The organism is Selenomonas ruminantium subsp. ruminantium ATCC 12561 (genome assembly GCF_000424065.1).
GTDB classification, from domain to species: Bacteria; Bacillota; Negativicutes; order Selenomonadales; family Selenomonadaceae; genus Selenomonas_A; species Selenomonas_A ruminantium.
Map to the genome: position 1 here is coordinate 88,863 of NZ_AUJE01000007.1, position 20,133 is coordinate 108,995.

A 20,133-nucleotide genomic window follows, 5' to 3' on the forward strand; every position below is an offset into this window, starting at 1 on the left:
GATGAATAACGTATTCCGCTGGGCAAGTTGGGTGGGCGTTCTTATGGCTTTTGTTTTTGGCCTGTGGCTGCCCCAGATGGCAGAGGCTTCTGGCCAGAGCCATGAATTAAATTATTTTCAAACAAGTAAGGTAAAAATAGCAGGGGCAAATGCCCTGCGTATCGAAATAGGTATGACGGGGGATGAACCCAAGTATACGGTGAAGGAACTTTCTTACCTGCGCAAGCAGTTGATTATTACTTTGCCAAAGACGGAAAGAGGCAAAGTAAAGAGTTTTATTCATTTGAAAAATGAATTTGCTACTCAGGTAAGATTTAGTGAGGTAGGCGAAGATCTTCAGATTGCTATTGATTTTGTAAATCCGCCCGCTAAAGATAATTACCGCATTTCCACTGCCCCTGCTGAACGGCGGAAGAAAAAGCCGGCACGCATCATTTTGGAACTGTTTAAGGAAAATGCCGGCAATAGTGGAGCTTCTGTACCGGGCATCAAAGGCAAGACCATTGTGCTTGATGCCGGACATGGTGGCAGTGACAGCGGTGCCGTTGGCCCTACGGGCGTAAAGGAAAAGGATGTTACCTTTGCTGTAGCCAAAAAGGTGCAGAATTTGCTGACCAATTCTGGTGCCCGAGTGATTATGACTCGCACCCGTGATGTGGATGTATATGCGCCCAACGCTACTGACCGTCAGGAGTTGCAGGCACGTTGCGATGTAGCCAATCGTGACAGCCGTGTGTCGTTGTTTTTATCCATTCATTGCAATGCTTTTTCCAGCCCGGCAGCGCATGGCATGGAAACCTATTATTGCGCGGGTTCGGCAAAGGGACAGGAATTTGCCAGCCTGCTGAATGAGGAGCTTGCCAAAGCCGGCGGACTCTTTAACCGCGGGGTCAAGACCGCTAATTATTATGTGCTGCGGCATACGAATATGCCGGCATCCTTGATTGAATTGGCGTTTGTGACCAATTATAACGAAGAAAAACTCCTAAGCAGTGATGTTTACCAGAATAAACTGGCCAATGCTATTGTCAAGGGGATTGCCCGCTATTTTAAGGGATAAGATTGGAATTTTTGAGATGAGGTGAGAGAATGAAAAGGTTACGCTATCTGCTCTTGCTGGTACTAGCGATGACACTTTTGTGTGCTGCAGGCTGCAGCGATGATAAAAACAATTCGGCAGGGGTAGGGGATAAGACCACGATTACGGCAGATAAAGGCAGTGCTCCCGAGGCTTTGCCGGATAAAGAAAAGAACAAAACGGGAAATGACAAGCTGACCATCAAGGTATATTATCCGGATGAACAGGGCTTGAAACTGTGCGCTGTGCAGAAGACCGTGAAACTGAGCAGTGAGGATAAATATACGGCAGCACTCAAGGCGCTTCTTGATGGCACCAAGGAAAAAGGCCTGACCACCATCGTACCGAAACAGGCGAAAATCAAGAGCGTCAAGGTGCAGGGCGATACGGCCTTTGTCGACTTTGACCAGAATCTGACCAAAAAGTTTATCGGTGGTTCCACCGGCGAGGAAATGCTGGTTGGTTCTATTGTCAACACGCTGACGGAGTTTAGTGAAATCAAAAAAGTTCAGCTGCTGGTCGAAGGCAAGAAGATTGAGTCCATTTCCGGACATTTGGATTTGACCAAACCAGTGGAACGAATGGAGAACTTAGTCAAATAAGCCATTGATTTTTTGACTTTTTTATAAGAATTAGCCGATAGAACGCGCAGAAACGCTTGTGTTTCTGCGCGTTCTATGGTATTATAGCAAGAGTATGGCATATTTTACGGAAAAGTACGCAAAAACGTGCCATACCTTGATTCAGATAATAACAGGAGGTCGTTTCAGACAATGAAAGTTACGGTTGAAAATGGTGAAAACCAGCAGGTTACTCTGACGGTGGAGGTTGAAGCTGCGGAAGTTTCCAAGGCAGTGGAAAAGGCTGTAAAGCGTCTCAGCAACCGTGTAAATATTCCGGGTTTCCGCAAGGGCAAGGCTCCGCGCAAGATCATCGAGCGCAACGTGGGTATGGATGCTATCATGCAGGAAGCTTTCGATATCGTAGGTCCCAAGGCTTTCGCTGATGCTCTTGAAGAACAGAAGATTGAGCCGGTCAGCCGTCCGCAGATTGACATCGAAACCCTTGAAGATGGCAAGGATCTCGTATTCAAGGCAACGGTTACGCCGCGTCCGGAAGTTAAACTGGGCGAATACAAAGGCCTGAAGGTTGAAAAGAACGTAGAAGCTGTAACGGATGAAGACGTTGAAAAGCAGCTCAAGACGTTCCAGGATCGTCAGGGCAAGATGGTTGACGCTCCGGAAGGCTCCGAAGTTAAAGATGGCGACTTCACGACGCTGGATTTTGAAGGTTTCGTAGATGGCGAAGCATTTGAAGGCGGTAAGGGCCAGGATTACCCGCTGCAGATTGGTTCCGGCAGCTTCATCCCGGGCTTCGAAGATCAGCTGATTGGCGCTAAGATTGGCGAAGAAAAAGAAGTCAACGTAACGTTCCCGGAAGAATACCATGCTAAGGAACTGGCTGGCAAGGCTGCTACGTTCAAATGCACCATCCGCAGCATCAAGCAGAAGGAACTGCCGGCTATGGATGATGAACTGGCTAAGAAAGTAAGCAAGTTCGAAACTCTTGAAGAACTCAAGGCTGATGTACGCAAGAACCTCGAAGAAAATGCTGCTCGCAAGGCTGAAAATGACCAGAAGAGCGCTGCTATCGAGATGGCTACGAACAACATCACCGTTGACATTCCGGCTGTTATGATTGACAACCGCGTAGAAGGCATGATTCGCGAAATGGCTATGCGCCTCGAACAGCAGGGCATGAGCTTTGATGCTTACCTCCAGTACGCTGGTACGGACATCAACAAGATTCGCGAAGACTACCGTGAAACGGCTGAAAAGAATGTTCGCACGGATCTCATGCTGGAAGAAGTTGCTAAGGTTGAAGACATCAAGGTTGAAGCAAAAGACCTCGATGCTGAAGTTGCTGGCATGGCTGCTGCTTACGGTGCTACGCCGCAGCAGGTTCAGAAGATTATTAAGGAGCAGGGACGCATTGGCGATTTGGCTGCTACGGTACTTCGCAAGAAGACGGCACAGTTCATCATCGACAGCATTGCCTAATTTTTCCCTGTATATGGGGGTATACCAATGAGTTATGTACCAATGGTCGTAGAGCAGTCTAACCGTGGCGAGCGGGCATATGATATTTATTCCCGCCTGCTCAAGGACAGAATTATTTTCCTTGGCGGTCAGATTGACGATAATGTAGCCAATGTTGTAGTGGCGCAAATGCTCTTTTTGGAGTCGGAAGACCCGGATAAGGACATCTATCTCTACATCAACAGCCCCGGCGGTGTTGTTACCGCAGGCTTGGCTATCTATGATACCATGCAGTATATTAAACCGGACGTTTCCACGATTTGCATTGGTCAGGCGGCCAGCATGGGAGCTGTGCTCCTGACGGCTGGTGCCAAGGGCAAGCGCTTTGCTCTGCCCAACGCCCGGGTTATGATTCATCAGCCGCTGGGTGGTGCTCAGGGTCAGTCTACGGATATTCAGATTCAGGCCCGTGAGATTCAGCGCATCCGTGAGACGATTAACGATATCTTCGTTTCGACGACGGGCAAAACCGCTGAGGAAATCAATAACGACACGGAACGCGATAATTTCATGACCGCTGCCGAAGCCAAGGCTTACGGCATTGTGGATGAAGTGATTACCCGTCCCAAAAAGACCAAAAAAACCGACGCTAAAGATTGAGGGGTGGTGTCATGTTGAAGTTTGGGGATGAAAAAGGTCAGCTCAAGTGCTCTTTTTGTGGCAAGACCCAGGAGCAGGTAAGAAAGCTGGTTGCTGGTCCAGGCGTCTATATCTGCGACGAATGCATTGAACTGTGCAATGAAATCATTGAGGAGGAGTTCAGTGAAGAAGCAGAAGTAGAACTCAAGGACGTCCCAAAACCGAAGGACATCCGCGCAATCCTCGACCAGTATGTAATCGGTCAGGACGAGGCCAAAAAGAGCCTCGCCGTGGCTGTTTACAATCACTATAAGCGCATTAATATGGGCGCAGCTAAGACAGATGATGTGGAACTGCAGAAGTCCAATATTCTGATGCTTGGCCCCACAGGCAGCGGTAAGACGCTCTTGGCGCAGACGCTGGCACGGATTCTCAATGTTCCTTTTGCCATCGCTGATGCTACAGCCCTTACGGAAGCTGGTTATGTGGGTGAGGATGTGGAGAACATTCTCTTGAAGCTCATTCAGGCAGCGGATTATGATGTGGAGAAAGCGGAACGAGGCATTGTCTATATCGACGAAATCGACAAGATTGCCCGCAAGTCGGAGAATCCATCCATCACCCGTGATGTATCTGGTGAAGGCGTGCAGCAGGCTTTGCTGAAGATTTTGGAAGGTACGGTTGCTTCTGTGCCGCCGCAGGGCGGGCGCAAGCATCCGCACCAGGAGCTTATCCAGATTGATACGACGAATATTCTCTTTATCTGCGGTGGTGCCTTTGATGGCATTGAGAAGGTTATCGAGAGTCGTATTGGTCAGAAGCAGATGGGCTTTGGCGCCAATATCAAATCCAAAAAGCAGCAGCGCAATGTTGGGGAAACGCTCAAGAAACTCCTGCCGGAGGATTTGCTGAAGCATGGCCTGATTCCGGAATTTATCGGTCGTGTACCGGTAGTGGTAACGCTGGAATCCTTGGATGAGGAAGCGCTGGTCAGCATTCTGACTAAGCCGAAGAATGCCTTGATTAAGCAGTATGCCAAGCTTTTGGAAATGGATGGCGTAAAGCTCTCCTTTGAAGATGATGCACTGCGTTTAATTGCCAAGGAAGCCTTGAAGCGCAAGACCGGTGCGCGTGGTCTGCGGTCCATCATTGAAGCAATCATGCGCAATGTCATGTTTGACATTCCTTCGATTGAAGGGGTAACGGCTTGCCATGTGACCAAAGATACGGTTAACAACAAAAAAGACCCTGTTTTGACCATCGATAAGAAGGTTCAAAATGGTGAAGCATCTGCCTAAGTTATTTGGATGGTAGACGCATAACAAGGCGTTGCGCAGGCAGCGCCTTGTTTATTTCATAGTTTAGGATATAGAAAAAGGAGGGATTAAGATGGCTGAACTCAGAACTTTGCCATTACTGCCGCTTCGAGGTATGGTAGTATTCCCTTATATGATGATACATATTGATGTGGGCCGGGACCGTTCCATGGCGGCGATTGAAGAAGCCATGGTGGAAAACCGGGAGGTTATGCTGACTACGCAGACCGATGCAGAAGCGGAAGAGTTTACTTTTAAGGAACTCTATCCGGTCGGTGTGGTAGCCGAAATCCGCCAGGTTATCAAGTTGCCGGGCGATACCGTGCGGGTATTGGTGGAAGGCAAACACCGTGCCGTCATTCATGAGTATCATGAGCAGGAAAATTTTGATACCGCAGAGGTAGAAGAATTTACCGATAAAATCGATACGTCCATGAATATGGAGGCCCTGAACCGGGCTGTAGTGCATCAGTTCGAGGAATGGGTGCGCCTGTCCAAGAAGATTCCACCGGAGACGTTGGTTTCCGTAGCTATTATTGATGATGCAGGCAGGCTCGCCGATTTGATTGCCAGCCATCTGAACCTCAAGGTGGAAACTCGTCAGGAACTTCTGGCCGCTATTGATGTCAAGGAGCGCCTGGAAAAACTCTATGCTGTTCTGACCCGTGAAATGGAAATCCTGCAGATGGAACACAAGATTGGCAAGCAGGTGCGCAAGCAGATGGATAAAATCCAAAAGGATTACTATCTGCGCGAGCAGATTAAGGCCATCCGTCAGGAACTCGGCGACAGTAATAAGAGCGAGATTGACGAAGCTCGCAAGAAGCTCAGTGAGGGCAATTACCCCGATGAGGTCAAAAAAGCGGTGGAAAAAGAATTAAACCGCCTTGATACCCTCAGCAATATGCATGCGGAAACCGGCGTTATCCGCAATTATGTGGACTGCCTGCTGGAACTTCCCTGGAATGAGGAATCGGAAGACACGGTGGATATCGCCGCTGCCAAAAAGATTCTCGATGAAGACCACTATGGTCTGACCAAGGTCAAGGATAGAATCTTAGATTATCTGGCTGTACATAAGCTGGCCAAGGATAAGAGTGCGCCGATTCTCTGTCTGGTAGGGCCTCCGGGGGTGGGCAAGACATCACTTGCTACTTCAGTGGCCAGAGCTACGGGACGTGAATTCGTGCGGGCATCCTTAGGCGGCGTCCGTGATGAAGCCGAAATCCGCGGCCATCGGCGTACCTATGTAGGTGCTATGCCCGGCCGCATCATTGAAGGCATCCGCAAGGTCGGCAAGAAGAATCCTGTGTTCCTGCTCGATGAAGTGGACAAACTTTCAGGTGATTATCATGGCGACCCGTCAGCAGCACTCCTCGAGGTGCTCGACCCGGCGCAGAATTCCACCTTCAGTGACCATTTTGTGGATTTGCCTTTTGACCTCTCCAAAGTATTTTGGATTGTGACGGCTAATAATCTCGGCAATATTCCCCGCCCGCTGCGGGACAGAATGGAAATCATTCAGCTCTCCAGCTATACGGAAGTGGAGAAATTAGAGATCGCCAAGCGCTACCTCGTAGCCCGTCAGCGCACGCAGAATGGACTTAAAGCCAAGGATATCAGCTTTGGTGCAGGCGTATTGCAGAAAATCATCAGCGATTACACGCGTGAATCCGGCGTCCGTGAACTCGAACGGGAAATCGGCAGCGTCTGCCGCAAGGCCGCCCGCAAGATTGTAGAGGGCGAAGAAGCACCGATTAAAGTGACTAAGAAGAACCTTACGGACTTCTTGGGCAAGGTCAAATTCCAGGACACCAAGGCGAATAAAAAGCCGCAGGTCGGCGTAGTTACCGGCATGGCCTGGACGGAAGTCGGCGGCACTATCCTGCCCACGGAAGTCACCGTACTCAAGGGCAAGGGCAAGCTGATTCTGACCGGTCAGATTGGCGACGTCATGCAGGAATCGGCGCAGGCAGGGCTTACTTATGTCCGCAGCCGTTCGGAGAAGCTCAAGCTGGCGGATGATTTCTATGAGAAGGAAGATATCCATATCCATCTGCCGGAAGGAGCAATCCCGAAAGACGGCCCTTCAGCTGGCATTACGATGGCTACGGGTATGATTTCGGCTCTGACCGGCAGAAAGGTCAGAAGTGATGTAGCCATGACCGGCGAAATCACCCTGCGGGGCCATGTGCTCCCCATCGGCGGCCTCAAGGAAAAAGTTTTGGCTGCTTACCGCGAAGGTATGAAAACCATTGTTCTGCCCAAGGACAACGAAAAGGATATCGAAGATATCCCCGAAACCGTGCGGGAGAAACTCGAATTCAAGCCTGTGGAATCCATGGATGAAGTGCTGAAAATAGCATTGTTAAAATAGTATTTCCGAATAAGGAAAAAGGGGATGTGAAAATTCCCTTAGCTTAAAAAGTCCGCTGACCGAAAGTGTCAACGGGCTTTTAAGTAAGTTGCAGTATGTTGGTTAGTTCTTGTTGAAATATTTTTGTTACAGCTCAGTTTTGGCGGAGGTGGTAATACTTTTCGCCGTTGCACTAAATGCCCCACAAGCAAGGGAGGCGCTTTTTAGTTACCTGCGCCGGGCAAGACCGGCGGCGCGTATGTTCAGCTCAACTTCTAGGAACTTTTTGTTTGTGGGCCAGTCCTCACTGCGTTCGGACAATCGTTCCACGGCGAAAAGCATCACCACCTCCGCCCTAAGTGATGTCCGTACAAACCGTCATTTTCGCAGTGATAAGCAGCAAGTACATCGATGTTCTTGTGACAGAAGCAACGAGTTTGTGGCAATAGGCTAATCCGTAACTTGGGGCGAACGGGGAGTGCTTTTTCTGTTAGGAGCGACTGCCTGAACGTAGTGAAGGCCGGCCCCATGTAGAACGATGCTAGGATAATACGCTGAAAGAAGCGCCGTTGGCCTGCCCGGCGCAGGTAACTGGACAGCTATTTTTTCCGAGGGGGTCGTTTAGCGGGAAACAGAAAAAGTACTCCCCGTTTGCCCCTGACTACGTATGAACTGGATACCTTTATCACGAACTTGCCGACAAACTGCAATTTATTATGTAAGGAGATGAATATATGAAGGATAGAGTAATTATCACGCAGGGGCAGTATGTGGCTTCTGCGGTCAAAAAAGACCAATACCCCGAAGCCGACCTGCCAGAAATCGTCTTTATCGGTCGTTCCAACGTAGGCAAGTCCTCGCTGATTAATTCTTTGACCCGTGTCAATAATCTTGCCCGCGTGTCCTCCCAGCCTGGCAAGACGCAGACCATCAATTTCTTTGAAGTGGGCGTTAAGATTGCCGAGGTTGAAGAACGTAAGGCGTTTTATCTTGTGGACTTGCCCGGTTATGGCTATGCCAAGACCGGGAAGGAAAAGCGGAAAATCTGGTCGAAGTTTATTGAAGAGTACCTGCTGAACTCTCCGCGGCTCACCTTTGTCTGCCAGCTTATCGATAGCCGTCATGAGCCGATGGCTTCCGATGTAGATATGTTTAACTGGCTGGTAGATAATGGTATTCCCGTGTTGATTATCGCCACCAAGGTGGACAAGATTGGCAAGAATGAGCGGGCGAAAAACATCGCCGCCATCAAACGCAAGCTGGGCATCAAGGAGATTTCTGTGCTGCCCTATTCCTCGTTAAAAAATGAAGGCCGTTCAGATTTACTTGACGTTATCGGTGATTCTTTGTTAGAATAAGAACAGAGAAATGTGAATCGGATTCATATTGCGCTAAAACAATGGCTATTGCGAAAGAATCTCGATAACGACAAGGGAGAGGGACATTATGATGGAGCTGACGGATTTTGACAAATCCCTGCTAAACCTTTTGCAGGGCAGTCTGCCTGTATGCAGCCGGCCGTTTGCCAAATTGGCTAAGGAATTGGATACGGACGAACAGACGGTTTTGACGCGGGTGCAGGAATTAAAAAAAGAGGGCTATCTGCGCCGGATTGGTACGTTTTTTGATTCCAACAATCTGGGTTACAAGGGAACACTGGTGGCATTAAAAGTTGACCCGTCAAAAATGCAGACCGTGGCAGAAGCCATCAATCTCTATCCTGGTGCTACGCACAACTATGAACGGGAGGGACGCTATAATTTGTGGTTTACGCTCCTGACCCCGGATTTAGAAACAGAAGCACGGATTTTGGACGAAGTACAGTCCTTAAACGGCGTGGAAGATATGTTGAATCTCAAAGCCAACAAGAAGTACAAAATCAATGTGCAGTTCAAGCTGCATTGAGGAGGACAGGGACATGAACGCAGAAAGCATTACGGAATTAAGCGAATTAGATAAACGCATTGTCCGTGTCCTGCAAGGAGAATTCCCGCTGGTAGCTGAACCCTATAAGACACTCGCAGAGCAGGTAGGCGTCAGCGAAGAAACATTTTTGGAACGGGTCAAGGCCATGCAGGAAACAAAGAAAATCCGCAAGATGGGCGCTGTCCTGTGTCATCGGGAAGTGGGCTTTAAGGCCAATGTATTGGTGGCTTGGGAGGTGCCGGCGGACAGGTTGGATGAAATTGCGCAGCATATGGCGGCCAGCCCTTCCGTAACCCATTGCTATGACCGCAACACCGCGCATGATTGGCCCTACAACCTATATACCATGGTTCACGGCCACAGCCGCGAAGAATGTGAGCAGGTGGTCAAAAAACTTGGTGAGGAATGTCAGGTCAGCAAACACGTTATGCTCTACTCCAAGCATGAGTGGAAAAAAACAGCGATGAAATATTTTTGTGAATAAAGGATAAGGGCCTGAGGCGGCATTACCGCTTCGGGTTCTTTTTTTTGGCTGCAAAAGATGTAAAAAGGATTTTTTTTGAATATGTCGAAAAAGAGTAAAGACAAGAAGTGTTTTAGAGGAGGAAGAGAAATGTACAATTCCAAAAAGTTGTGCGCAAGTATTTTTTCGGGACTGTTGGCGGCATCGCTTATTTGTGGTGGTGTCAGTCAGGCGGCAACGCGTGCTGAAGTGGCCGCGATAAAAGTGGAAAAGCCGGCGGATTTTAAGTATTGGCAGGGTAATTCGCCAACCAAACAGAAAGTGGTGCAGTTTGTCGAAAATGCGACAAATCCGCTAAGTAAGAACTTTATCCCGCAGGCTGACCGTGTAGCTGTTTTTGACATGGACGGTACGTTCTATTGTGAAACAGCACCGCTCTATTTTCAGGAAATGATGTTTTTGCATCGTGCTCTGGTTGAAGACGCTAACTATCAGCCAGATAAGAAAATGGTCGCTTTCGCCAAGAAAATTCAGCCTAAAATCATGAATAAGACAGGGCTTACGCCAGAAGAAAACAAAACGCTGTTTAATTATTTGACGAAGGCATATGCGGGAATGACGCCGGAAGAATATCGCGCATACGTACGCAAATTTATGGAAACAAATGAGGATGGGTTAAGCAACCTGAAACGTGGCGAGGCCTTCTACCTGCCCATGGTGGAAATCATTTCCTACTTGAAGAATAGTGGCTTTGTCGTATATGTTAATTCGGCATGTGGTATCGATACGACACGAGAACTTCTAAAAGATGTTATTCCCATCAGTTTTGACCGCATCGCGGCAAGTGATTTTCGCTACACGTCCACCAAGATGGGGACGGATAAGGCGGCAGACCATTTCTATGATAGGTACCAGGAAAAAATCGTTATTTCCGGTGAGCCAATCAATGAAAATGGTAAGACGGCAAAGATTTTTGCTATCTTGAACCAGATTGGCAAGAAGCCGGTACTGGCGTTTGGCAACTCGATGGGGGACAGCGGCATGCTGGAATATACCCTTCAAGATAACCAATATCCAAGTGAATCCTTCTTTGTTCTCTGCGATGATACCCAGCGTGAACTGGGCAATAAGGAAAAGGCTGACAAGCTGAAGGCCTTTGCGGATAAGCGTGGTTGGAATACCATTTCCATGCGTGATGAATTCAAGACGATTTATGGTGATAATGTTGTGAGAACAAAGTAAGCAAATCATTATCGGTGAAAATATCGCAGGGCGAGTGCTCTGCGATATTTTACTGTGTAAAAAATCAGCTATTAGCTTTATTTTGGGGCAGGAATGTGTTAATATGTAAACAGTGTTTCGTCTAAATGAACATATTTCGTTTCATAAGTGAGGTAAGCCATATGGTTAATAACAAAATGTATGAATTGGGCACCAAGAAATCGACTATCCGCACGATTTTTGAATTTGGCAGAAAACGGGCTGCGGAAGTAGGTGAAGAAAATGTCTATGATTTCAGTCTGGGCAATCCCAATGTCCCCACGCCGGATTTTATTAAGGATGCGGCGGTGGATATCCTGAATAATATGGAGCCTGCAGCCATTCACGGCTATACAGTAGCGCCGGGCAATCCGCAGGTGCGCAAGGCGCTGGCTGACAGTATCAACAACCGTTTTGGCATGAACATCACGGAGAAAAATCTGTTTATGACGGCTGGCGCAGCCGCATCCATTACCATTTGTTTCAAGGCGCTGTCCCAGCCGGAAGACGAATACATCACTTTTGCACCATTCTTCCCGGAATACCGGGCTTTTGTGGAATCCGTAGGCGGCAAGCTGGTAGTCGTACCTGCGCAGCCGGAGGACTGGCAGATTGACTTTGCAGCCTTTGAAAAACTTGTGACCAATCATACCAAAGCTGTTATCGTCAACAGCCCCAATAATCCCAGCGGTGCGGTGTATTCGGAAACAACGATCAAGAAGCTGGCGGAAATCCTGCAGGCCAAGGAAAAAGAATACAATCATCCCATCTTTATCATTGCCGATGAACCCTATCGGGAAATCGCTTTTGAAGGGTATACGGTACCCTATATTCCGAAATACTATGCCAATACATTGGTCTGCTATTCCTACAGTAAATCCTTCTCCCTGCCCGGCGAACGTATCGGTTATATCGTCGTGCCGGACAGCGTGGCGAATTTTGAAAAAGTCTATGGTGCTGTTGCCGGTGCCGCCCGCGTGCTGACCCATGTGAATGCGCCTTCCCTTTGGCAGCTGGTAGTAGGGCGCTGCGCCGATAAGCCTTCCGATATCAGTACCTATGTCAAAAATGGCCAGCTCCTTTATCAGGGACTTATCGATGCCGGCTTTGACTGTGTAAAGCCACAGGGAGCGTTCTATCTGTTCCCCAAGTGTCTCGAAGAAGATGATTATGCGTTCTGCAAAAGGGCACAGAAATATGACCTGTTGCTGGTGCCGGGCACAGATTTTGGCTGCCCGGGATATTTCCGCGCTGCCTATTGCATAAAAACGGAAACCATTGAAAAATCCCTGCCCTTGTTCAAAAAATTAGCGGCAGAGTATAAATAATTGCGGAAAACGTCATCCCTGTGGTGGCGTTTTTTTTAAGTATACAGTGATTAACTATTGCGAAAATTAACATATTAGTGTAGAATGAAATTAGAGAATTAAGAGGGAGATGAAACCGTCAGACAACAGCGGTTTCAGGTGGAGCTGGAATCGATAAGATAAGAAGTCAGGTAGTCGCTGAGAAAGTGAGGGATTACTTTGGAGAATTTTTATCGATGGCTGTTGTCAACTTCCTGGGCAGAGCGATTGAGGGCCTATGCGTATATCGAGAAAGATTTGCGCCATCAGAAACGCTGGGTAATGAATGAGGACAAGTGGGAGGATATGAAGATGCTCGTCGGGCAGATTTTGTCCATTCACTTCAAGAAATACCCAGCTAAAGATGTCAAGGATTTTTCTAATCGGATATCCAGGCTGTATCAGTTGTTGTTGTCGCCCATGTCCGAGGAAAAAAGCCGCAACCATGCGATCAGCAAGAGCTTGTTGATGGACATTTATGATGAAGACGATATCGCTGCTCGTCAGGCGATACAGGCATTCTTTCATCAGAAACGTTGTCAGGAAAATCATTCGGTATTGGATAACCTTTTCCGGTGCTATGAATATATGATGGAACAGGCAATGACGCGTTATTTGGCTATAATGGCATAAGGATAGCACCTCACAGGGGAAGCTTGTGAGGTGCTATTTTTTGATTTTTTTTTGCTTTTTAGCAGGAAAAATTTTTCTGCTTAGAACGATACGGGAGAGAAAAATGCGGGGAAAAGTCAAGACTGGTGCTAAAAAATTTACCATGCTATACTGTCGTAAGTGTGTTATTTCCTGAGGGGATGCAGGAAATTGATAGGAGGTTTTGCTTATGACAATGGATACACAGGGGAAAGAACTGGCATGTATCGAACGGTTAGGAACGCTGTGCGCCATGAGTGAATGGACGGAAGACCAGTTGGAGGACATATTGAATCTTCTGCGGGATTATGGTGCCAGCTGTGAGTATGACGGCTATCAGACGGGCTATAACGAAGGGTATAGTACAGCGCTTTCAGATGCAGTGGAAGCCGCACAGCGTACCAGTGTTGGTTAACGTTCCCAAGGTGGAGCTTTTATTTCCTTGGGCTGAGCTGCAGCCTTTATTTCGGACATAGGCTGTGAGCAGGATTTCAGCTGGGACCAATTCATAGGGACGAAGGATTGCGGAGTAACGGTGGCTGCGGCCTTTTTTTCAGCCTCTATGCGGCGTTGTGCCTCTATTTCCTCACGGGTGGGGACGGGGATAGCTTTTGCATGTCCTTGGGTATAATTCGTCTGCCCTTGGCGTATGACAGAGGAGGCAGGTTTTTCCTGCTGTACACCACCGCCTAATAAATAGTTGAGCAAAGCCTGTTTATCTGTTTTCATTACATTTACCTCGCAGATTTATTTTGTATGATTTGGACAAAATCCTATGTAAAAAATTCGCCAAACAGGCTATAAAACCCTTTTCAGATAGGTACAGGCACAGGAATTTTATCGATAATCCAGATATTGACAGCTCAAAAGATACTCGTTATAATTAGTAGCAGGTAATAAGAACAGGTACAGGACTGGCGGATTAGTGGATTACCACAAGGTACTGTACCTTTGCTTGGATAGCTGACCGCCTGGGCAGAGTGCGGATGCATTGCTCAGGCGTTTTTGTATTTCCAGGCAGAAAACAGGAGGATTGACGTAATGAAAGAAATGTGGCAGGGATTCCGTCCCGGTAAGTGGCAGACGAAGATTGATGTGCGTGATTTTATCCAAAAGAATTACACGCCTTATGAAGGCGCAGCAGATTTTTTGGCTTCCGCTACGGAAAACACCACCGCAGTTTGGGACGAGTGCAAGCGCCTGTTGGCTGAAGAACGTCAGAAGGGCGGCGTATTGGATGTGGATACGGAAAAGGTTTCCACGACGATTTCGCATGCTCCCGGCTATATCGACAGAGAACATGAATCCATTGTGGGCCTGCAGCTCGACGCGCCCTTGAAGCGCGGTCTGATTGTCAATGGTGGCCTGCGCATGGCGCAGCAGGCGGCTGCAGAATACGGCTACAAGGTCAGCGATAAGATAACGGAAATCTATTCCAAACATGTAAAGACCCATAATGAAGCGGTCTTTGAACTTTACACGCCGGAAATGCGCAAGGCGCGTCACTTAGGGCTTTTGACCGGCCTGCCGGATGCCTATGGCCGTGGCCGCATCATTGGCGATTATCGCCGTGTGGCGCTGTATGGTGTGGACTTTCTGATTGAACAGAAAAAACAGGATAAGGAAGAAATGTACAGCGGAGATATGGACGCCGAGAAAATGCGTGCCCGCAGTGAGATTGCGCAGCAGATTAAGGCGTTAAATGACCTCAAGACCATGGCACAGAGCTATGGCTTTGATATCAGTGCTCCGGCAAAGGATGCCCGTGAAGCTGTGCAGTGGGTGTACTTCGGTTATCTGGCTTCCGTTAAGGAACAGAATGGTGCAGCCATGTCCATCGGCCGCGTGAGCACTTTCCTGGATATCTATATCGAACGTGATTTGGCAGCAGGCAAGATTACGGAAGCTGAAGTACAGGAACTTATGGACCAGCTGGTAATCAAGCTGCGCATGGTGCGTATGCTCCGTACGCCGGAATACAATGAGCTGTTTGCCGGCGACCCGATTTGGGTAACGGAGTCCGTGGGCGGCATGGGCGAAGACGGCCGTACGCTGGTCACGAAAAACTCCTTCCGTGTACTGCACACCCTCGAAAATCTGGGCCCATCTCCGGAACCGAACCTCACGGTGCTTTGGAGCAAACGACTGCCGGAAGGATTCAAGAAGTATGCGGCAGAAATTTCCATCAAGACCAGCGCCATTCAGTATGAAAATGACGAGGTTATGCGTCCGGCTTATGGCGATGATTACGGCATTACCTGCTGTGTATCGGCTATGAAGCTGGGCAAGATGATGCAGTTCTTCGGTGCCAGAGCCAATCTGGCGAAATCCTTGCTGCTCTCCATCAATGGTGGTAAGGACGAAAAGACGAATGAACAGTTGGCACCGGAAATGCCCCTGCCAGCAGATGGCGTTCTCGACTATGCCGATGTGCGCAAGAAATATTCCAAGGTACTGGCATGGCTGGCAAACCTCTATGTGAATACCATGAACGTGATTCACTATTCCCATGATTTGCATGCTTATGAAGCCGGTCAGATGGCACTTCATGACAGCAAGATTGAACGTTTGATGGCTTTTGGTGTGGCAGGACTCTCCTGTGCCGTGGATTCGCTGTCGGCGATTAAATATGCCAAGGTTACGCCTGTGCGCAATGAATTTGGCGTAGCTACGGATTTCAAGGTGGAAGGCGACTTCCCGAAATTTGGCAACAATGACCCGCGCGTTGATGAACTGGCGCATGAACTGACGCATGAATTTATCACGGAACTCAGAAAGCATAAGGCTTATCGCGGTGCAGAGCATACGCTGTCCATTCTGACCATTACGTCCAATGTCATGTACGGCAAAAAGACGGGTACTACGCCGGATGGCCGCAAGATTGGCGAACCATTGGCACCGGGTGCGAACCCCATGCATGGCCGCGACAAGAACGGCGCATTAGCAGCCATGAAGTCCATTGCCCATCTGGACTATGCCGATTGCCGTGATGGTATTTCCTATACCTTCTCCATGATTCCTTCGGCCCTGGGCAAGACCGAGGAAATCCGGGTACAGAATCTCACGGCGATGCTGGATGGTTACAGCAGCTATGAGGCACATCACATCAACATCAATATCCTCGATAGAGCTGTGCTTGAAGATGCGATGGAACATCCGGAGAATTATCCACAGCTCACCATCCGTGTGTCCGGTTATGCGGTGAACTTCATCAAGCTGGACAGACCGCATCAGTTGGAGGTCATTTCCCGTACCTTCTATGAAGCGATGTAATTTACGATGATAAAGGGTTATTATCATTCCAAGCTGAGTTTTGGCACGGTGGACGGCCCCGGCATCCGCTATGTACTCTTTTTAGCAGGGTGTCGCATGGGCTGTGCCTTTTGCCATAATCCCGATACCTGGGCAAAAGGTGAACAGACCATAACCGCAGCAGAAGTTCTGCAGGAGATGGAGGAATATCGCAATTTCTACGAATCCTCTGGCGGCGGACTGACGGTTTCCGGCGGAGAGCCGCTAATGCAGCCAGAGTTTTTGGCTGACCTTTTGACAGCTGCTAAGCAAAGGGGCTTTCATACCGCTATTGATACTTGTGGGTTGGCGTCGAAAGAGGCTATTATGCAGGTCCTGCCTTATGTGGACCGGGTGCTGTTTTCACTAAAAGGCAGTACCGATGCCTGTTATCAGCTTTTAACCAAGGCAAAGTTCAGCCTGATCAAGGAAAATCTCGCGCTTGTTGTCCGGCGTAAGCCCGTGACCCTGCGTTATGTGCTGATTCCCGGCTATACGGCAGGGAAGGAAAGTTTAGCAGAGCTTATCCGTTTAGTGCATAGCTTGTCGGGAGATATTGAAGTTGAGGTACTGCCTTACCATACCATGGGCATTGCCAAATGGGAGGCACTAGGCTGGGATTACCCGCTGAAAGATGTGCCGGAACCCACCAAAGAAGAATTAACAGATTTTCGCAATTCCCTGCGTCAGGCAGGCATTAAATTAGCGGCAACGGAAAATTAACCGTTGCCGCTGATTTATTTTTTCGGATAAATACCTATGGTGAGTTTATTTATCATAGGGAGGTATTCGCCCAGTTTACGACAGATAATGGCGGCCAGGATGGAGAGAATCAAGGTGGCCCAGTAAAAACCGATGATTACAGGGGCTGTCATAATACGTCCGTTATTTTGCAGCCAAAGGGCAATATAGGTAATGATGAGCGGATGAGCAAGATAGGCAAAATAGGAATGCTTGCCCAAAATATGGAGCAGTGCATTCAATCTTTGCGGATAGATTTGCTCGGTAAAGATGGCAAAGAAGAACAGACTGGCAGCGATGGTATAGAAGATGCCCCAGGGGCACAGCTGATGTGCTGTGTTAATGGCTTCCAAAGCAGTATAACCGTCAAAGTAAATCTTTTCGTAGTAATAGGTCATCAGACCACCGAGCGTAAAGAAGAAAAAGCAGGTCAGTCCATGAAGGTGTTTTTTCATGAACGCCATGAACTTTTCACTATGTACGGAGAGATAGCCGCCCAGCAGGAAGATAAAGAAGTAATGCAGCACCCAGTAGTTAAGACGATACATCAGGAAAGGTTTCAGCATACTGTCATCCGGCAGGCCGTAGACATAAATGTTGAAGCTAGTGCTGAAGCTCGACCAGTAGTCAAAGGCAATCTGCAAGGCAAGAAGTATGCCCAGCCAGGGAATCGTCAACCTGCGAACAATCGCAATCCACAGCGGCATCAACAGGTAAAACCACAGGAGAATGACCATAAAGTAAAGCTGGTATTTGGCATTGCCGAAGAACAAAATGGATAACAGATGAAGCGGGTCAGGAAAACCAACGCCATAGAGCAGGCCGTCATGGATGAGATAGAACAGCGACCAGGCGAGATAGGGAATCAGTACGGTCTTCAGGCGCCTTTTGCTGAACGACCAAAAGTCAAAGGGAGCATGGATGTTCAGGTTGTAAAACAGTCCAAAAGCAGAGATAAAGAAGAAAATGGGCACGCTGAACCGGGTGAAGGTTTCAAAAAGTGCCACCAGATGAATATTGGCGGACGGATTCATAATGTACTGTGAGCCGATATGAATGCCGATGACGCCCATCATGGAAATGCCGCGAATGTATTCAATGGCGGCAAGTCTTGGCTTGCGTGGCTGATTTGCTGTTTGCATAGAGAAAAAACACCTCGATAAAAATAATTACCTACCTATCATAGCAAAAAACTGGCTGTAATGCCATAACCTTGGGGGAGTAAAAGGAAAATCATCATTTATCGCGAATAATTATAACATGGTATAGAAAAAGGTGAGGCTATGCAGCGCAACGGTATTTTGGTTACACAAAAGTATATGGAATACTTAGGCTCTACTATGGGCTTTATTGTATCTCTCTATTTGGCCTCCATTGTGGATGGCATATTGGTCAGTCAGCTTATCGGGCCTGCAGCCTTTGCAGGAATCAATCTGACCATGCCGGTTTATTATGCCCGCAATATTGTATTTTTTCTCTTGGTGGATGGCGGCTCGGTTCTGGCTGCGCAGTATATCGGTGCCCGTGATAAAGCTGCCTGCAATCAGGTGTTTACCCTGACTATTGGTGGCGGGGCAGTAATCATGACTGTTTTAGGCGTGGCTGGAGGTCTGCTGGTTGAACCACTGGCAGCAATGCTGGCAGGAGAAAGTTCTTTGACAGAACTCGTGAAAGCCTATTTGCTTCCGTTATGGCTGACCAGTCCATTGCTGTTATTGGCCAATGGTATGGCTGCTTACCTGCGATTGTCAGGAGAACACAAGCTGTCCATTGCCGTACCAGTGGCAGCCAATATCTGCAACCTCGGATTTGATTATCTCTTTATTGCTGTTTTTGGCTGGGGCATCGGCGGGGCAGGCTGGGCAACGGGAGTGGGTTATGCCTGTTCGCTGTTTTTGTTATGGCCGTATTTTCAGCGTGAGAAGCGGGATTGGCATTTTATCTCCTTAAGAGAAATCAATTCTGTACTTTTGCGGCGGATTATGCAAATTGGTTTGCCCATGGCCATGATTCCCTTGGGATTGGTGGTACGTCATTTTGCCATAAACAGTATTGTAATCGAGCAAATCGGTTATATCGGGGCAATATTGATTTCGCTTTGCAATGCGGGTCAGCTCTATGCATTGATGTTTGTAGATGGTGCCAGCACAGCGTTGGCAAATGTTTGTGGTGCCCTGTACGGAGGCGGGGATATGACCGGCGTACGCTATGTTTTACAGCGTGCCTTGCGGCTTACCTTTGTCATTTGTCTGCTGGTTTTTGCCGGATTATTTTTCTTTCCTTTGGCATTTATGCACTTATATGGGGTAAATACAGGACTGATTAACGCAGATTTTATCTTATATTTTAGGATCAGTCTGCTCTATGTTTTGTTTTTACCCTCGGTATTCATCTTGCGGGCGTTTTTTCAGTCTACGCATCAGGAATGGGCAGCAACGTTATTTTCCGCGTTGGAGGGGGTTATCCTGGTCGTGCCGTTATATTATCTGCTGTCCTATAAAAGTCTTTTGCTGATGTGGGCGGCACCAGCTGCCGCCGCTGCATTGTCTTTGGTATGGCTGTATGTTTACCTGCGGAAAAAAGCCCAAGAGCAAGGCTGGGATAGTTTCCTCATGTTAAAGTGGGAAGCCGTGAATAGGTTCTGGGAGGTAAGTATTTCGGCTGACATACAGGAAGTCACGCAAGTTGTCTTGGCCGTAAAGGATTTTTGCCGACGAAATAAACGCTTCGGTTCGCGTGAGGCCTATGCTGCACAGTTGACGGTGGAGGAATTAGGCGTGGTTATTGCTGAACATAGTGGCTTGGGAAAACGTGCTCAGATTGATATCCTGATTCGTTTGCTGAAGGAACGGATTATAATAACGGTCAGGGATAATGGCCGCGCCTTTAATCCGGTAAAATATTTGGCCGAGCATGGCAAGGATTTTTCGGGGATATCGATGGTGCGCAAGCTGGCGGTTAAGATGGAATACACATCTATACTCGGTTTTAATACAACGATAGTTACGATTGGAAAGCGATGAGACA

Annotated in this window: 18 protein-coding genes and 1 riboswitch; of the genes, 16 read left to right on the top strand and 2 right to left on the bottom strand. The window is 48.1% G+C overall.

Features of this window, described 5'->3' with window-relative positions:
- Position 1: 1 nt before the first annotated feature.
- From G598_RS0105180 to G598_RS0105245, 13 genes are all read left to right on the top strand, one after another.
- The gene (locus G598_RS0105180; RefSeq protein ID WP_037363306.1) at positions 2-1,060 is read left to right on the top strand and encodes an N-acetylmuramoyl-L-alanine amidase family protein; all 1,059 of its coding nucleotides are present in this window, start codon (positions 2-4) and stop codon (positions 1,058-1,060) included.
- 29 nt (positions 1,061-1,089) lie between these two features.
- Positions 1,090-1,680 carry a GerMN domain-containing protein gene (locus G598_RS0105185; RefSeq protein WP_026766050.1) on the top strand — a complete coding sequence of 197 codons (591 nt, stop codon included), beginning with the start codon at positions 1,090-1,092 and terminating at the stop codon, positions 1,678-1,680.
- A gap of 171 nt (positions 1,681-1,851) precedes the next feature.
- On the top strand, positions 1,852-3,138 hold the full coding sequence (tig, locus tag G598_RS0105190) for a trigger factor (protein ID WP_026766051.1): 1,287 nt from the start codon (positions 1,852-1,854) through the stop codon (positions 3,136-3,138).
- Between the two features lie 27 nt (positions 3,139-3,165).
- Positions 3,166-3,777: an ATP-dependent Clp endopeptidase proteolytic subunit ClpP gene (clpP, locus tag G598_RS0105195; RefSeq protein WP_026766052.1), complete on the top strand. Its 612-nt coding sequence runs from the start codon at positions 3,166-3,168 to the stop codon at positions 3,775-3,777.
- 11 nt (positions 3,778-3,788) lie between these two features.
- The gene (gene clpX / locus G598_RS0105200) at positions 3,789-5,054 is read left to right on the top strand and encodes an ATP-dependent Clp protease ATP-binding subunit ClpX (RefSeq protein WP_026766053.1); all 1,266 of its coding nucleotides are present in this window, start codon (positions 3,789-3,791) and stop codon (positions 5,052-5,054) included.
- Positions 5,055-5,145: 91 nt separating this feature from the next.
- Entirely contained in the window at positions 5,146-7,449 is a 2,304-nt protein-coding gene (gene lon / locus G598_RS0105205) for an endopeptidase La (RefSeq protein ID WP_026766054.1), read from the top strand.
- Between the two features lie 713 nt (positions 7,450-8,162).
- Entirely contained in the window at positions 8,163-8,786 is a 624-nt protein-coding gene (yihA, locus tag G598_RS0105215; RefSeq protein WP_026766055.1) for a ribosome biogenesis GTP-binding protein YihA/YsxC, read from the top strand.
- An 88-nt stretch (positions 8,787-8,874) separates the two neighbouring features.
- The gene (gene ahbA, locus G598_RS0105220) at positions 8,875-9,333 is read left to right on the top strand and encodes a siroheme decarboxylase subunit alpha (protein WP_026766056.1); all 459 of its coding nucleotides are present in this window, start codon (positions 8,875-8,877) and stop codon (positions 9,331-9,333) included.
- Between the two features lie 13 nt (positions 9,334-9,346).
- Positions 9,347-9,838, top strand: coding sequence for a siroheme decarboxylase subunit beta (gene ahbB, locus G598_RS0105225; protein ID WP_026766057.1), 492 nt, complete (start codon positions 9,347-9,349; stop codon positions 9,836-9,838).
- Positions 9,839-9,967: 129 nt separating this feature from the next.
- A complete protein-coding gene (locus tag G598_RS0105230) occupies positions 9,968-11,059 on the top strand; it encodes an HAD family hydrolase (protein WP_026766058.1) in 1,092 nt (363 codons plus the stop codon).
- A 161-nt stretch (positions 11,060-11,220) separates the two neighbouring features.
- Entirely contained in the window at positions 11,221-12,405 is a 1,185-nt protein-coding gene (locus tag G598_RS0105235) for a pyridoxal phosphate-dependent aminotransferase (protein ID WP_026766059.1), read from the top strand.
- A gap of 198 nt (positions 12,406-12,603) precedes the next feature.
- Positions 12,604-13,056: a hypothetical protein gene (locus tag G598_RS0105240; RefSeq protein WP_026766060.1), complete on the top strand. Its 453-nt coding sequence runs from the start codon at positions 12,604-12,606 to the stop codon at positions 13,054-13,056.
- Between the two features lie 208 nt (positions 13,057-13,264).
- On the top strand, positions 13,265-13,489 hold the full coding sequence (locus G598_RS0105245; RefSeq protein WP_026766061.1) for a hypothetical protein: 225 nt from the start codon (positions 13,265-13,267) through the stop codon (positions 13,487-13,489).
- Here G598_RS0105245 and G598_RS0105250 read toward each other — a convergent pair.
- A complete protein-coding gene (locus tag G598_RS0105250) occupies positions 13,486-13,803 on the bottom strand; it encodes a hypothetical protein (RefSeq protein ID WP_026766062.1) in 318 nt (105 codons plus the stop codon). The two genes, G598_RS0105245 and G598_RS0105250, sit on opposite strands and share 4 nt — an antisense overlap.
- A 171-nt stretch (positions 13,804-13,974) precedes the next feature.
- Positions 13,975-14,058, top strand: a riboswitch (ZMP/ZTP riboswitch).
- Positions 14,059-14,115: 57 nt separating this feature from the next.
- Between G598_RS0105250 and pflB the strand changes: the two genes are divergently transcribed.
- Together pflB and pflA are read left to right on the top strand one after the other, a co-directional pair.
- A complete protein-coding gene (pflB, locus tag G598_RS0105255; RefSeq protein ID WP_026766063.1) occupies positions 14,116-16,347 on the top strand; it encodes a formate C-acetyltransferase in 2,232 nt (743 codons plus the stop codon).
- A gap of 6 nt (positions 16,348-16,353) precedes the next feature.
- A complete protein-coding gene (gene pflA, locus G598_RS0105260; RefSeq protein WP_037363313.1) occupies positions 16,354-17,088 on the top strand; it encodes a pyruvate formate-lyase-activating protein in 735 nt (244 codons plus the stop codon).
- Positions 17,089-17,102: 14 nt separating this feature from the next.
- On the opposite strand, the gene G598_RS0105265 is transcribed toward pflA, so the two are convergent.
- Positions 17,103-18,248: an acyltransferase gene (locus G598_RS0105265; RefSeq protein ID WP_026766065.1), complete on the bottom strand. Its 1,146-nt coding sequence runs from the start codon at positions 18,246-18,248 to the stop codon at positions 17,103-17,105.
- A gap of 141 nt (positions 18,249-18,389) precedes the next feature.
- Here G598_RS0105265 and G598_RS0105270 point away from each other — a divergent pair, with 141 nt between their 5' ends.
- A complete protein-coding gene (locus G598_RS0105270; RefSeq protein WP_026766066.1) occupies positions 18,390-20,129 on the top strand; it encodes an MATE family efflux transporter in 1,740 nt (579 codons plus the stop codon).
- The last annotated feature ends 4 nt before the right edge of the window (positions 20,130-20,133 follow it).

Bases quoted from the DNA above. Each gene is read 5' to 3' on its own strand.
- pflB (WP_026766063.1), top strand. From the start codon at position 14,116: ATGAAAGAAATGTGGCAGGGATTCCGTCCCGGTAAGTGGCAGACGAAG.
- clpP (WP_026766052.1), top strand. From the start codon at position 3,166: ATGAGTTATGTACCAATGGTCGTAGAGCAGTCTAACCGTGGCGAGCGG.
- G598_RS0105185 (WP_026766050.1), top strand. From the start codon at position 1,090: ATGAAAAGGTTACGCTATCTGCTCTTGCTGGTACTAGCGATGACACTT.
- tig (WP_026766051.1), top strand. From the start codon at position 1,852: ATGAAAGTTACGGTTGAAAATGGTGAAAACCAGCAGGTTACTCTGACG.
- G598_RS0105250 (WP_026766062.1), bottom strand. From the start codon at position 13,803: ATGAAAACAGATAAACAGGCTTTGCTCAACTATTTATTAGGCGGTGGT.
- G598_RS0105180 (WP_037363306.1), top strand. From the start codon at position 2: ATGAATAACGTATTCCGCTGGGCAAGTTGGGTGGGCGTTCTTATGGCT.
- ahbA (WP_026766056.1), top strand. From the start codon at position 8,875: ATGATGGAGCTGACGGATTTTGACAAATCCCTGCTAAACCTTTTGCAG.
- G598_RS0105245 (WP_026766061.1), top strand. From the start codon at position 13,265: ATGACAATGGATACACAGGGGAAAGAACTGGCATGTATCGAACGGTTA.
- ahbB (WP_026766057.1), top strand. From the start codon at position 9,347: ATGAACGCAGAAAGCATTACGGAATTAAGCGAATTAGATAAACGCATT.
- G598_RS0105230 (WP_026766058.1), top strand. From the start codon at position 9,968: ATGTACAATTCCAAAAAGTTGTGCGCAAGTATTTTTTCGGGACTGTTG.
- clpX (WP_026766053.1), top strand. From the start codon at position 3,789: ATGTTGAAGTTTGGGGATGAAAAAGGTCAGCTCAAGTGCTCTTTTTGT.
- lon (WP_026766054.1), top strand. From the start codon at position 5,146: ATGGCTGAACTCAGAACTTTGCCATTACTGCCGCTTCGAGGTATGGTA.
- pflA (WP_037363313.1), top strand. From the start codon at position 16,354: ATGATAAAGGGTTATTATCATTCCAAGCTGAGTTTTGGCACGGTGGAC.
- G598_RS0105235 (WP_026766059.1), top strand. From the start codon at position 11,221: ATGGTTAATAACAAAATGTATGAATTGGGCACCAAGAAATCGACTATC.
- G598_RS0105270 (WP_026766066.1), top strand. From the start codon at position 18,390: ATGCAGCGCAACGGTATTTTGGTTACACAAAAGTATATGGAATACTTA.
- G598_RS0105265 (WP_026766065.1), bottom strand. From the start codon at position 18,248: ATGCAAACAGCAAATCAGCCACGCAAGCCAAGACTTGCCGCCATTGAA.
- yihA (WP_026766055.1), top strand. From the start codon at position 8,163: ATGAAGGATAGAGTAATTATCACGCAGGGGCAGTATGTGGCTTCTGCG.